The following is a 12294-nucleotide window of genomic DNA, read 5'->3' as shown; positions in this document are numbered from 1 at the left end:
GCCTGGAGCGGAAACATGTCTATTCATGTCGACATTACAAGGAGGAATACAGATGAAACAACTAACAGCAGCAGAAATAAGAAAAATGTTTATCGACTACTTTAAAGAACACGGACATAGCGAAGAACCATCCGCACCACTCGTCCCAATCGATGACCCATCACTTCTCTGGATCAACAGTGGAGTAGCTACACTTAAAAAATACTTCGACGGACGTGTCGTTCCGGAAAACCCACGCATCGTCAACGCACAAAAATCAATCCGTACAAACGATATTGAAAACGTCGGAAAAACAGCAAGACACCATACATTCTTCGAAATGCTAGGAAACTTCTCAATCGGTGACTACTTCAAAGAAGAAGCAATCATCCGCGCATGGGACTTCCTGACAAACGAAAGATGGATCGGTTTCAATCCGGAATTGCTCTCCGTCACTGTCCATCCTGAAGATGACGAAGCATACGGAATCTGGAAAGACAAAATTGGCATCTCTGAAGAACGGATCATACGTCTGGAAGGAAACTTCTGGGACATCGGCGAAGGCCCAAGCGGACCAAACTCCGAAATCTTCTATGACCGGGGACCTTCTTACGGCGATGATTTCTCAGATCCTGAACTATATCCAGGAGGAGAAAATGACCGATATCTTGAAATCTGGAACTTAGTCTTTTCCGAATTCAACCATAATCCGGACCATACGTACACACCGCTTCCAAAGAAAAACATTGATACGGGAATGGGACTTGAAAGGATGGCATCCGTCATCCAAAACGTACCTACCAACTTTGATACTGATCTATTCATGCCGATCATTCATGCTGTAGAAAAAGTGTCTGGTGAGAAATATGGCGAAACCTCGGAAAAAGATACTGCATTCAAAGTGATCGTAGACCATATCCGCACAGTCGCTTTTGCTATCGGCGACGGAGCATTGCCTTCCAATGAAGGCAGAGGGTATGTATTGCGTCGACTATTACGCCGGGCAGTACGTTTTGCAAAACAATTGGGCATCAATAAACCATTCATGTATGAACTAGTGCCAGTCGTTGGTGAAATCATGAAAGATTTCTACCCGCAAGTGACGGAAAAAGAAGCATTCATCATGAAGGTCATTAAAAATGAAGAAGAACGTTTCCATGAAACTTTGAATGAAGGCTTAACAATATTAAATGGTGTAATGGAGAAAGCGAAAGCTGCGGGACATTCAGTCGTGTCTGGCGAAGATGCATTCAAGTTGTACGACACATATGGTTTCCCATTTGAATTGACAGAAGAATTCGCTGAAGAAGCTGGCGTCACAGTCGACCGTCCAGGATTTGAAAAAGAAATGGATAATCAACGGAAACGTGCCCGTGCAGCCCGACAAGATGTGGATTCAATGCATGTCCAATCTGAAGTTTTAGGGAATATCCATACGAAAAGTGAATTCATTGGGTACAATCAGTTAACTTGCGAATCCCAAATCATTGCTCTTTTGCATAATGGTGAATTGGTCACGCATGCTTCTGAAGGAGATGAAATTCAATTCATGCTTGATCGTACGCCGTTCTATGCTGAAAGCGGTGGGCAAATCGCCGATAAAGGGACAATTTCAAGCGATGGATTTATTGTTGACGTTAAAGATGTACAAAAAGCACCGAATGGTCAACATCTGCATACCGCAGTCGTACGTTCAGGCGAGGTGTTGGATGAAGCAGCTGTCCGAGCTGAAGTGGACGCAGAAACTCGCAAATTGACAATTAAAAACCATACAGCAACACATCTTCTTCATAAAGCTTTAAAGACCGTATTGGGCGAGCATGTTAACCAGGCAGGTTCTTATGTAGGACCGGATCGTCTCCGTTTCGATTTCTCTCATTTCGGTCAAGTAACAAAAGAGGAACTGGAACAAATCGAACAAATCGTAAACGAAAAGATTTGGGAAGATATCACCGTCCAAATTGATCAAAAAGCGATCGATGAAGCTAAAGAGATGGGTGCTATGGCGCTATTCGGCGAAAAGTATGGGGATGTCGTACGCGTCGTCTCTGTTGGCGACTACTCATTAGAATTATGCGGTGGATGCCATGTGCAGACAACATCAGCAATCGGTCTTTTCAAAATCGAATCGGAAGGCGGAATTGGTGCAGGAACTCGCCGGATCGAGGCATTGACTGGAAAACACGCATATCATTCATTCAAAGAAGAGGAACTTCTCCTCACTGAAGCATCAGCACTATTGAAAGCCAATCCTAAGGATATCGTTACGAAAGTTGGCGCAACACTTTCGGAAATGAAAGAGCTGCACCGTGAGAATGAGTCGCTATCTGCGAAATTAGGCAACAGTCAACTTACAGATATAATGGCTACAGCACAACAAATCGATGATGTGACCGTCATATCTGCAAGAGTCGATGTAAAAGACAACAATGCATTGAGACAAATGATTGATGAATTGAAACAAAAGGTTGTAAAAGGAGTCATCGTCCTTGGTGCGTCTTCTGACGACAAAGTTTTATTGGCATCCGGAGTAACTGAAGATTTGAAAAAGGGGAACTTCCATGCTGGTAAAATCGTCAATCATGTAGCATCTCTTTGTGGCGGTAAGGGCGGAGGTCGTCCGGATATGGCAATGGCTGGAGCAAAAGATATCTCTAAACTTGATGAAGCACTGCAATCCGTGTATGATTATGTCAAATCCGTTTAAGTGGAAAGGGATATCGGGTATAGAGTAAGTGGGAAAGGTATCCGATTTTGCTTACGGACGATTGGAAAGCGGGGTGTCGACTATGGAATCCTACGACAAGACGATGAAATTCAACTTTCCTGAGGAATCGATGGAGCAAGAAGTGAAACAAGTCATGCTTCATGTGCATAAAGCACTGGAGGACAAAGGGTATAATCCCATCAACCAAATTGTCGGTTACCTCCTATCGGGCGACCCGGCTTATATTCCTCGCCACTATGAAGCCCGTAACCTCATACGCAAGTTGGAGAGGGACGAGATTCTAGAGGAACTCGTGAAGTTTTACATCCGTGAAAACGGAGGTAAATCTAATTGAGGATAATGGGATTGGATGTTGGATCCAAAACGGTCGGTATTGCAATCAGCGATGCTCTTGGGTGGACAGCCCAAGGCATCGAAACGATTAAAATCGATGAAGGCACCGGCCAGTTTGGCATGGCTAGAATTCAGGAACTTGTTGCTGAATACGCAGTCACTTCTTTCGTAGTTGGTTATCCGAAAAACATGAATAACTCCGTTGGTCCTAGAGGGGAAGCGTCTGAGAGATTTGCAGATCTTTTACGAGAGGAATTTGGCCATCCAGTCATGCTTTGGGATGAGCGTTTAACGACGATGGCTGCGGAGCGCATGTTGATTGATGCGGATGTCAGCAGAAAAAAAAGGAAGACCGTCATCGATAAGATGGCAGCAGTCATGATACTTCAAGGGTATCTTGACTCAAAAAATAGATGAGGTGATTTATATGGAACATGGACAAGAAACAATGACAGTAGTGGACGAACACGGTGTAGAGCACGTATGCGAGGTTATCTTCACGTTTGATTCGGAAGACTTCGGAAAATCATACGTCCTCTATCATATTTTAGGTGAAGATGAAGTGAGCGATGACGAAGAAGTCGAAATCCATGCTTCAGCATTCATTCCATCAGAAGATAATGAGGACGGCGAACTATTGCCGATTGAAACGGATGAGGAATGGGATATGATCGAAGAAATGTTGAACACTTTCCTTGCCGAGGAAGACGAAGACGAGGAATAATCCATATGTGCACGGACGGAATGGTGCAGGCCATTCCGTTTTTTCACTGTCTTGGAGTTTTTATATGCATGATATTTATATAGATCGTTTGAAGTGAGGTGACGCTGAATGGATAATGAATCAAAAAAAGATGTGATGTTCCAGAAGATGATTGAACAGAAAAAAGAAGTCAAAGTTGTGAGACGTATCGTGTTTGTTGTCGCGCTCTTGTTTTTGATCGGTGGACTCCTTGGAGGTCGTGCAGTTTATAAATACATAAGCGGGGCTCTTCAACCGGTCGACCCCGACTCGGACGAAGTGATTGAGGTAGAAGTTCCAATAGGCTCAGGGTTGTCGTCGATTGCGGAAATATTGGAAGACAAAGGGATTATTAAAGACGCGAAAGTATTTAAATACTACGCCAAATTTAACAATGAATCCCAATTTCAAGCCGGTTCATATGGTTTATCAAAATCCATGACATTGGATGAGTTGATCGAAAGCCTTAAGACGGGGAAAGTCTATCGAACTCCAATATTCACGATGACCATCCCCGAAGGTTTGACACTTGATCAGATTGCAAAAGTAGTGGAAAAACGGGCCGGTATTCCGGAAAAACAGTTTTTGGACTATGTGAATAGCGACGAAACCATCGCTGATCTCATGGGCAGGTATCCGAACATTCTTACTGAAGAACTATTAGCCGAGGATGTTAGATATCCGCTGGAAGGCTATTTATTCCCAGCAACCTATCCATTCTTTGAAGAAAAGCCGTCTGTTGAAACTGTTGTTACGACAATGCTAGATGCAACATCGGCAAATATAACTCCATATTTTGCATACCTGGAAGCGAATGAAAAATCGGTTCATTGGTTGCTTACATTTGCCAGTTTGCTCGAGAGGGAAGCTACGGCGAAAACAGATCGGGAAACGATAGCAAGTGTGTTTTATAATCGGATGCAAGAAGGGATGCCGCTTCAGACAGACCCGACTGTTTTATACGCATTAGGGGAGCATAAGGATCGAGTGTTGTATTCCGATCTAGAAGTACAAGATCCATATAATACGTATGTTCATACCGGACTTCCTCCAGGACCGATTGCGAATGCTGGAAGATCCTCGATCGAAGCGGTTGTAGACCCTTCGTCAACGGATTACCTCTATTTCCTTGCTGACAAGGAAGGAACGAATCACTTTGCAAAAACCTATGAGGAGCATTTGCAAAATCGTGATAAATATTTGTCAGGGGATTGAATTTATCCGAGGAGATTGGAAGTGATTTTTTATGGGTGATTTTGAAAGATATATTGCCGGTTTTGCAGAAAAGGATATTCCATTAATTGAAGAAATGGAGCAATTTGCTGCAAACAATCGGATTCCTATCATGGATCGTGGCGGGATTGATACGTTCATAGGCTTGCTTCAAATACAGCGTCCGAAGTTAATACTTGAAATCGGAAGCGCAATAGGATATTCTGCTATCCGGATAGTATCGGCTTTGGAGGGTGCCTCAATCGTCACAATTGAGCGGGACAAGGATCGTTATGATTCGGCTGTGGAATATATCCAAAGGAGCGGTTTTGCAGATAGGATTACGATTGTGGAAGGGGATGCACTTCTGTTGGACGATGAGACAATAGAGTCCAAACGATATGACGCCCTATTCATTGATGCTGCGAAAGGTCAATATAAACGGTTCTTCGAGAAATATTCCGAGCTTGTCACTCCAGGTGGCATTATATATTGTGATAATATGTTCATGCACGGTGCTGTTCTGACTCCGGATGAGGAATTGCCGAAACGGAACAGAACAATGATCCGTAACTTGAAAGAATTCACTACATGGATCATGGGGCATCCAAAGTATGAAACATCCTTGCTTCCAGTAGGCGATGGAATTCTGGTTGCTATTAAAAAGAGGGACTAAGGGGTATCCCTGCATTTAAGGGAGGAAAAGAAATGGATAAGAGAAAACCTCTTGTCGTCGGCATCGCCGGTGGTTCGGGATCTGGAAAAACGAGCGTCACGAACCGGATTTACAATGTATTTAAGGATCATTCTGTTGTAGTCATTGAACAGGATTTTTATTACAAAGATCAAACGCATCTTGAGTTTGAGGAAAGATTGAGAACAAATTACGATCATCCACTGGCGTTTGATACGGATTTATTGATTGATCATATAGGCAAGCTGCTTGATCGGGAGCCGATTGAAAAGCCTGTTTATGATTATGCACTTCATACAAGATCGGATCAGAAGATACCGATAGAGCCGAAGGATGTTATCATCCTGGAAGGGATTCTGGTCCTTGAGGATGAAAGACTGCGAGAGCTTATGGACATTAAGCTTTTTGTCGATACGGATGCGGATTTACGCATTATAAGGCGTCTAATGAGAGATATAAACGAAAGAGGCAGAACAATCGATTCGGTTATAGATCAATACTTATCTGTTGTCCGACCGATGCATAATCAATTCATCGAACCGACCAAACGGTATGCAGATATAATCATTCCTGAAGGCGGACATAATGAAGTCGCAATCGACTTGATGGTCACGAAAATAAAAACAATTCTTGAATATGGAACGAATTTGTAATATGATGTAGTCAGAATTCAATATAAATAAGCCTATGTCGCATACCTCTCGTAGGAGCGGCATAGTGTTTTTATGAACAGGAATATGAGGAGTGTTGTATAATGGTATCAGAAAAAAAATACCCAATGACAGTTTCAGGTAAAAAGAAACTGGAAGAAGAGCTTGAGTTCTTAAAAACAGTAAAACGTAAAGAAGTAGTGGAACGCATTAAAGTTGCGCGCAGCTTCGGAGACCTCTCGGAAAACTCTGAGTACGATTCGGCGAAAGAGGATCAGGCATTCGTTGAAGGAAAGATCTCTTCTTTAGAGTCAATGATCCGCAACTCTGTCATCATTACAGAGAACGAATTGAACACGGATGAAGTGCAACTCGGGAAAACGGTTACATTCAAGGAATTGCCGGATGGGGATGAAGAGACATACACAATCGTCGGTTCCGCGGAAGCAAATCCAATCGAAGGGTTGATTTCCAATGACTCGCCAATTGCGAAAGGGTTAATAGGTCGCAGTAAAGGCGACGAAGTGAAAATTATCACTCCTGGAGGAGAAATGTCGGTCGTTATTGTTGAAATAAAGTGACCTCGGATGGCCGCCTTCAAATGAGGGCGGTTTTTTCGTTTACTGGTCAAAAGCGTTGAAAGGGGGATGGTACGATGAAAGATACGGATCCGAATTACTCACGCATGGACCGAAAAAAAAGGCATAATAAGAACAACAAGTTTTTAAACATAATGATTGGAATCGTCGTCGTGTTAATTCTCATTGTGGGGGCAACTCTTATCATCGGTCCTAAAGATGAGGATAAGAAAGATATTGCAACGGATAATACTGATGTAGTCGATGAGAATAATGAGGACAGTGAAGATGAAACCGGATTAACGTTAGATGACGTAGACGAACCTGATGAAAGCGATAATCAGGAAGCGGAATCAGATAAAGGCTCCGAAGACGATGGTGGTACAAGTTCATCGGATACTGGGAGCTCGGACGAACCAGCAGATGAAGAAGAGGAAGATCAGGCGGGAAATGTCACAATCGTCCCAAATGATGAAGAGATCATCGAGCAGTCAATTGTCGATTCGTCATGGCAACCTATCGGTACAGACCAATCAGGTGAACATGTTTCACAATATGACGCAGAGTCTACAGATTATAATGAAAAGAAAAGAGCCATTGCGTACGCGACTGGCTTCTCTGAAGATGAATTATTTTATAAGAGAGTTAAAAATGGCGGTGGACCACAGAAATCAATCGGAATCGTTACAACAAAGGACGGATCTAAAATATTCCGTGTCTACATCGAGTGGATTGACGAAAAAGGTTGGAAGCCGGTTAAAATGGATGTTTTAAAAACATTGGATTTTGAGTATTGAACAGCTAGACATGTTCAACAGGAGGATTAGTAATGAAAATTGCGATTATCGGTGCGATGGAACAAGAGGTAGAAATTTTAAGGGAGAAAATCGAATCCCCAACTAGCAAAGAGATCGCTGGATGCGAATTCATCGAAGGAATAATTGGAGAGCATGACGTAGTTCTCGTCAAAAGTGGCATCGGAAAAGTGAATGCCGCCATTGCGACAACTTTGCTAATTGAGCAATACGAGCCAACCGTTGTTCTGAACACGGGATCCGCGGGAGGTTTCAATGATTCACTGGAAGTTGGCACGGTTGTCATTTCTGACGAAGTAAGGCATCATGACGTGGATGCGACTGCTTTCGGTTACGAACTGGGACAAGTCCCAGGTATGCCACCTTCATACTTGGCAGATCAGAAACTTGTCGACATTGCGAAGGAAGCAGTGGAGGACATTGGAGAGCATGCGCATGCAACTGGTTTAATAGCATCAGGTGATGTGTTCATGAGCAATCCAGAGCGAGTGAAACTTGTTCAAGGACAATTCCCTTCAATGATTGCTGCGGAGATGGAAGCTGCAGCAGTTGCACAAGTATGCCACCAATTCGGAACTCCGTTCGTAGTGATTCGGGCTTTATCCGACATTGCAGGCAAGGAATCTTCTATCAGTTTTGATGAATTCCTGCCACTTGCTGCGAAACATTCCTCCGAGATTGTTTTACAAGCCATCTCGAAATTATAAAATGATTATGGTACTATAAGTTTAGGGTATATATTGTTTTGAAGGAGGTAATCAGATGTTTTATTTAATGGCTGGTGTATTCTTTGCATCAACGGTTATTGCGGTTATCATCATGCGCGAGGTAAGTGTGGACTGATTTCCGAAAAAACGTGGCAAGTCAACTGAGAAGCAATAAAGTGGCGTTTCCTTTCACAGGGCCAGGGGGCCTCGTGTCAGGAAACGCCTTTTCATTTTCGCCTTTTAGGTATCTCATCTGATTTTATTCATTGTATTCATGCTTAAATAGCTGGTACAATTTGACGATCGCCCTTTTCTCGATGCGGGACACATAACTCCTGGAAATGTTAAGTTGTTGTGCAATCTCCTTTTGTGTCATCGGCTGATCGTCAAGTAGGCCGTATCTTCTTTGGATGATTTCAAGCTCCCTTCCGTCCAGCTTGCCTAAATGGCGGTAAAGCCGTTCTTTTTGCTCTTTTTGTTGCACGGTATCAATCGGTGCTTCGTCGTCGGTTTGCAGCAGATCTGCTATTTGAAGGGACTGACCGTCCTTATCCGTCCCTATCGGATCAAAGAGCGAGACATCCTTCTGCACTTTCTTTTGAGTCCTTAAGTACATGAGTATTTCATTTTCAATACATCGGGCTGCATATGTCGCAAGCTTCGTCTTACGGTCTAGTGTGAAACTATTTACTGCTTTCATAAGTCCGATTGTTCCGATGGAAATATAATCATCGAGTTGTTCGTGTTTTGGATGGAATTTTTTTACGACGTGAGCAACGAGGCGCATATTCCTTTCAATGAGTTCGTCTCTTGCACTTTCATCGCCTTCTGCCAATCGTTTCAAACAATCCGCCTCTTCCGCCTTCGATAGCGGACGACGGAACGCCTGGCCCCGAATATAGCCTACCATTGCCGGGACTTCGACCCACAGTTGGACGAGTGCCATGACAAATCCGCTCATCGGTCCACCTCCTGTGTCGTTATATGACAGCATATGCGTTGACGGCTTGTTTAAATTCGGAATCAGCTTGGTCCAATGCGTGTAATGGAAGCCAATATGTTATAATCGTTTTTAGAATTAGTGAAATAACGGAGTGGTTAAAATGTATAAATACTTTTTGCCGGATGAATATGTAAAAGACATTTTTCAAATTTCCCCGGACAAACTAAAAGAAAAAGGGATAAAAGGAATTATTACTGATCTTGATAATACATTAGTCGAATGGGATCGACCAGAAGCGACGCCGGAAATCGCAGAGTGGATGCGGATGATGAATGAGGCAGGTCTTCAGGTGACAATTCTTTCAAATAACAATCAAATCCGTGTGCAATCTTTTTGTGATCCGCTCGGCACACCATTCATTTGTGAGGCACGGAAGCCTCTAGCGAAAAACTTTAAGAAGGCCCTTGACACAATGGGACTGAAGAAGGAAGAGGTCGTCATGGTTGGCGATCAGCTAATGACGGATATTTTAGGTGGGAACCGATTTGGACTTCGTACAATCCTTGTTGTGCCCGTTGCCAATTCAGACGGATTCGTAACGAAGTTCAATAGGATGATCGAAAGAAGGATTATGGCGAAACTGAAGCGTCAAGGAAAGATTGAATGGGAGGAATAAGAGTGGAACAACTTAAATGTATAGGTTGTGGAATAGAGATTCAAACAGAAGACCCTAAAAAAGAAGGCTATGCGCCAGCGACATCTGTGGAAAAAGAAGAAGTCGTTTGCCGTCGCTGTTTCAGGCTGCGCAACTATAATGAATTGCAGCCTGTCTCATTATCTGGAGATGATTTTCTTGCGATATTGAATGGTATTGGCGAAAAAGATGGTCTTGTTATTAAAGTCGTCGATATTTTTGATTTCAATGGAAGTTGGATCAATGGGTTGCAACGGTTTGTCGGGAATAAAGACATCCTTCTGATCGGAAACAAATCGGATGTTCTTCCTAAATCCGTCAACCGCAATCGATTGATCAATTGGATGAAGGCTGAGTCTGCAAAATTAGGGTTAAAGCCCGTAGATGTTTTACTTATCTCTGCGCATCTTGGACATGGCATGGAAGAGGCTATGGCAGCAATTGATAAATATCGAAAAGGGAAGGATGTCTACGTCGTCGGCTGTACGAATGTCGGAAAGTCAACATTCATCAATCGGATCATTAAAAATGCGACAGGAATGGGTGAAGTGATTACGACCTCCCATTTCCCAGGAACTACACTCGATCTAGTGGAAATTCCGCTGGATGACGGCAAGGCTATCTATGATACACCAGGCATTATTAATGATCATCAGATTGCCCATCATTTGGATATGACAGATTTAAAGGCGATAACCCCGAAAAAAGAGTTGAAACCGAAAGTGTTCCAACTGAATGCAGAACAGACATTGTTCATAGGAGGACTTGCCAGATTCGACTTTATCTCAGGCGAACGCTCTTCCTTTACAATTCACGTCTCCAATGCACTCCCGATCCACCGTACTAAATTGGAAAATGCGGACTCGCTTTATGCATCTCACTTGGGGGAAATGCTTTCACCTCCAAGCGGTGAATCTGTAGAAAAAATGCCTCCACTCGTTAGGCATGAATTTTCGATAAAAAAACCGAAAATGGATCTTGTTATTTCAGGACTAGGATGGATTACCGTTCAACATCCTGGCGTTGTCGTAGCAGTACATGCGCCACGGGGTGTAGATGTCGTTCTTCGCCCATCGCTTATATAAGGAGGATGGGATATGAAAAAATGGTATGCAGTCATCGGTGACCCGATCGAGCAATCGATGTCCCCAGCTATGCATGACGAATGGTTCCAAGAAAACGGGATCGATGCATCCTATTTGCCGATCCATGTAAAAGCCGATCACTTGGAAAATGCAATTGAAAGTTTGAAACGATTAGGCTGCAGCGGATGGAATGTCACTGTGCCGCATAAGAGTGCCATCATTCCTTTCATTGACAAGCTGGATGAATCCGCTAGAAGAATGAATGCTGTCAATACAGTGAAAGTGCTTGAGGACGGCACTCTCTACGGAACAAATACGGATGGGCGAGGCTTTGTCCGCTCCTTGCAAGAGATTGGCTGCGTTAGCGGAAAAATCGATGAAGTACTGATCATCGGGGCAGGAGGCGCAGCGAACGGTATCTCCTTTGCATTGGAAGCTGCAGGTTTTGGACCGCTCTCTTTTACGAATCGCACTGTGGATAAAGCGCAACAGCTTGCTGCAAACTTTAAAGATGGCGCAGCATTGTCATTGAGCGATGCTGAATCTTCAATCAGCAAATTTGGTCTGATTGTGCAAACGACTTCTGTCGGGATGAATTTTGCTCAAAGCGGCATGCCGATGAATCCGAACGGCATTGCTGACGGTACAGTTGTTTCCGATATCATTTATAATCCGTTGGAAACTGAATTTTTACGTACGGCTCGTGATTCGGGTGGAAATATAATTAACGGGATTGGCATGTTCGTTCATCAAGGTGCATTGGCCTTTGAATTATGGACGGGTGTGTATCCGGATACTAAAAAGATGATTACATCAATATCAACAAAACTTGGAGGAAATTAAATGTTATCAGGTAAACAAAAAAGCTATTTACGCAGTGAGGCGCATCATTTACAACCGATTTTTCAAATTGGAAAAGGCGGTTTAACAGATGCAATCATCAAACAAATTGAAGAAGCGCTGGAAGCACGTGAATTAATTAAAGTGAGCATTCTTCAAAATTGTGAAGAAGATAAGAAAGATATCGCTGAAAGACTGGAAGAGGCAGGAATTGAAGTCGTTCAACTAATCGGAAAGATCCTTGTACTATATAAAGAATCGAAAGAGAAAAAAAGGATCGTTCTACCTTAAGGA

General features: G+C 43.1%; 15 protein-coding genes. 14 read left to right on the top strand and 1 reads right to left on the bottom strand.

Annotated features, from left to right (window positions below; genetic code table 11):
* Nucleotides 1–52 precede the first annotated feature (52 nt).
* From alaS to mtnN, 10 genes are all read left to right on the top strand, one after another.
* The gene (alaS, locus tag SLU01_RS14880) at nt 53–2686 is read left to right on the top strand and encodes an alanine--tRNA ligase (RefSeq protein WP_147059737.1); all 2634 of its coding nucleotides are present in this window, start codon (nt 53–55) and stop codon (nt 2684–2686) included.
* Between the two features lie 82 nt (nt 2687–2768).
* Nucleotides 2769–3041 (top strand): IreB family regulatory phosphoprotein, encoded by a 273-nt coding sequence (locus SLU01_RS14875; RefSeq protein ID WP_147059758.1) that lies wholly within the window; start codon nt 2769–2771, stop codon nt 3039–3041.
* Complete coding sequence (ruvX, locus tag SLU01_RS14870; RefSeq protein WP_147059735.1) at nt 3038–3457, top strand: Holliday junction resolvase RuvX; 420 nt, start codon at nt 3038–3040, stop codon at nt 3455–3457. Before SLU01_RS14875 ends, ruvX begins: the two co-directional genes overlap by 4 nt.
* Before the next feature lie 10 nt (nt 3458–3467).
* The gene (locus tag SLU01_RS14865; protein ID WP_147059733.1) at nt 3468–3764 is read left to right on the top strand and encodes a DUF1292 domain-containing protein; all 297 of its coding nucleotides are present in this window, start codon (nt 3468–3470) and stop codon (nt 3762–3764) included.
* Nucleotides 3765–3872: 108 nt separating this feature from the next.
* Nucleotides 3873–4997, top strand: coding sequence for an endolytic transglycosylase MltG (gene mltG / locus SLU01_RS14860; RefSeq protein ID WP_147059731.1), 1125 nt, complete (start codon nt 3873–3875; stop codon nt 4995–4997).
* Between the two features lie 31 nt (nt 4998–5028).
* Nucleotides 5029–5670, top strand: a complete 642-nt coding sequence (locus tag SLU01_RS14855) for an O-methyltransferase (protein ID WP_147059729.1) — start codon at nt 5029–5031, stop codon at nt 5668–5670.
* A 32-nt stretch (nt 5671–5702) separates the two neighbouring features.
* Nucleotides 5703–6341, top strand: a complete 639-nt coding sequence (udk, locus tag SLU01_RS14850; RefSeq protein WP_147059727.1) for a uridine kinase — start codon at nt 5703–5705, stop codon at nt 6339–6341.
* Nucleotides 6342–6442: 101 nt separating this feature from the next.
* Nucleotides 6443–6919: a transcription elongation factor GreA gene (gene greA, locus SLU01_RS14845; protein WP_147059725.1), complete on the top strand. Its 477-nt coding sequence runs from the start codon at nt 6443–6445 to the stop codon at nt 6917–6919.
* A gap of 74 nt (nt 6920–6993) precedes the next feature.
* Nucleotides 6994–7713 (top strand): YrrS family protein, encoded by a 720-nt coding sequence (locus tag SLU01_RS14840; RefSeq protein WP_147059723.1) that lies wholly within the window; start codon nt 6994–6996, stop codon nt 7711–7713.
* Nucleotides 7714–7745: 32 nt separating this feature from the next.
* The gene (gene mtnN / locus SLU01_RS14835; RefSeq protein WP_147059721.1) at nt 7746–8438 is read left to right on the top strand and encodes a 5'-methylthioadenosine/S-adenosylhomocysteine nucleosidase; all 693 of its coding nucleotides are present in this window, start codon (nt 7746–7748) and stop codon (nt 8436–8438) included.
* 259 nt (nt 8439–8697) lie between these two features.
* Here mtnN and sigK read toward each other — a convergent pair whose 3' ends face one another.
* Nucleotides 8698–9399 carry an RNA polymerase sporulation sigma factor SigK gene (gene sigK, locus SLU01_RS14830; protein WP_147059719.1) on the bottom strand — a complete coding sequence of 234 codons (702 nt, stop codon included), beginning with the start codon at nt 9397–9399 and terminating at the stop codon, nt 8698–8700.
* Between the two features lie 142 nt (nt 9400–9541).
* Between sigK and SLU01_RS14825 the strand changes: the two genes are divergently transcribed.
* From SLU01_RS14825 to yhbY, 4 genes are read left to right on the top strand one after another with little or no spacing between them, the layout of a single operon-like run.
* On the top strand, nt 9542–10057 hold the full coding sequence (locus SLU01_RS14825; RefSeq protein WP_147059717.1) for a YqeG family HAD IIIA-type phosphatase: 516 nt from the start codon (nt 9542–9544) through the stop codon (nt 10055–10057).
* Nucleotides 10045–11160 (top strand): ribosome biogenesis GTPase YqeH, encoded by a 1116-nt coding sequence (gene yqeH / locus SLU01_RS14820; protein WP_147059715.1) that lies wholly within the window; start codon nt 10045–10047, stop codon nt 11158–11160. Before SLU01_RS14825 ends, yqeH begins: the two co-directional genes overlap by 13 nt.
* A 12-nt stretch (nt 11161–11172) precedes the next feature.
* The gene (gene aroE, locus SLU01_RS14815) at nt 11173–12003 is read left to right on the top strand and encodes a shikimate dehydrogenase (RefSeq protein WP_147059713.1); all 831 of its coding nucleotides are present in this window, start codon (nt 11173–11175) and stop codon (nt 12001–12003) included.
* Nucleotides 12004–12291 carry a ribosome assembly RNA-binding protein YhbY gene (gene yhbY / locus SLU01_RS14810; protein WP_147059711.1) on the top strand — a complete coding sequence of 96 codons (288 nt, stop codon included), beginning with the start codon at nt 12004–12006 and terminating at the stop codon, nt 12289–12291.
* Nucleotides 12292–12294 lie beyond the last annotated feature (3 nt).

It is taken from the genome of Sporosarcina luteola, from assembly GCF_007991495.1.
GTDB classification, from domain to species: domain Bacteria; phylum Bacillota; class Bacilli; order Bacillales_A; family Planococcaceae; genus Sporosarcina; species Sporosarcina luteola.
Note: the sequence above shows the minus strand (reverse complement) of the source record. Positions and strands in the feature narration are given on the sequence as shown.

Excerpts from the sequence above, each read along its gene's own strand:
- alaS (WP_147059737.1), top strand. The coding sequence starts at position 53 with ATGAAACAACTAACAGCAGCAGAAATAAGAAAAATGTTTATCGACTAC.
- SLU01_RS14875 (WP_147059758.1), top strand. The coding sequence starts at position 2,769 with ATGGAATCCTACGACAAGACGATGAAATTCAACTTTCCTGAGGAATCG.
- SLU01_RS14865 (WP_147059733.1), top strand. The coding sequence starts at position 3,468 with ATGGAACATGGACAAGAAACAATGACAGTAGTGGACGAACACGGTGTA.
- mltG (WP_147059731.1), top strand. The coding sequence starts at position 3,873 with ATGGATAATGAATCAAAAAAAGATGTGATGTTCCAGAAGATGATTGAA.
- SLU01_RS14855 (WP_147059729.1), top strand. The coding sequence starts at position 5,029 with ATGGGTGATTTTGAAAGATATATTGCCGGTTTTGCAGAAAAGGATATT.
- udk (WP_147059727.1), top strand. The coding sequence starts at position 5,703 with ATGGATAAGAGAAAACCTCTTGTCGTCGGCATCGCCGGTGGTTCGGGA.
- greA (WP_147059725.1), top strand. The coding sequence starts at position 6,443 with ATGGTATCAGAAAAAAAATACCCAATGACAGTTTCAGGTAAAAAGAAA.
- SLU01_RS14840 (WP_147059723.1), top strand. The coding sequence starts at position 6,994 with ATGAAAGATACGGATCCGAATTACTCACGCATGGACCGAAAAAAAAGG.
- mtnN (WP_147059721.1), top strand. The coding sequence starts at position 7,746 with ATGAAAATTGCGATTATCGGTGCGATGGAACAAGAGGTAGAAATTTTA.
- sigK (WP_147059719.1), bottom strand. The coding sequence starts at position 9,399 with ATGAGCGGATTTGTCATGGCACTCGTCCAACTGTGGGTCGAAGTCCCG.
- SLU01_RS14825 (WP_147059717.1), top strand. The coding sequence starts at position 9,542 with ATGTATAAATACTTTTTGCCGGATGAATATGTAAAAGACATTTTTCAA.
- yqeH (WP_147059715.1), top strand. The coding sequence starts at position 10,045 with ATGGGAGGAATAAGAGTGGAACAACTTAAATGTATAGGTTGTGGAATA.
- aroE (WP_147059713.1), top strand. The coding sequence starts at position 11,173 with ATGAAAAAATGGTATGCAGTCATCGGTGACCCGATCGAGCAATCGATG.
- yhbY (WP_147059711.1), top strand. The coding sequence starts at position 12,004 with ATGTTATCAGGTAAACAAAAAAGCTATTTACGCAGTGAGGCGCATCAT.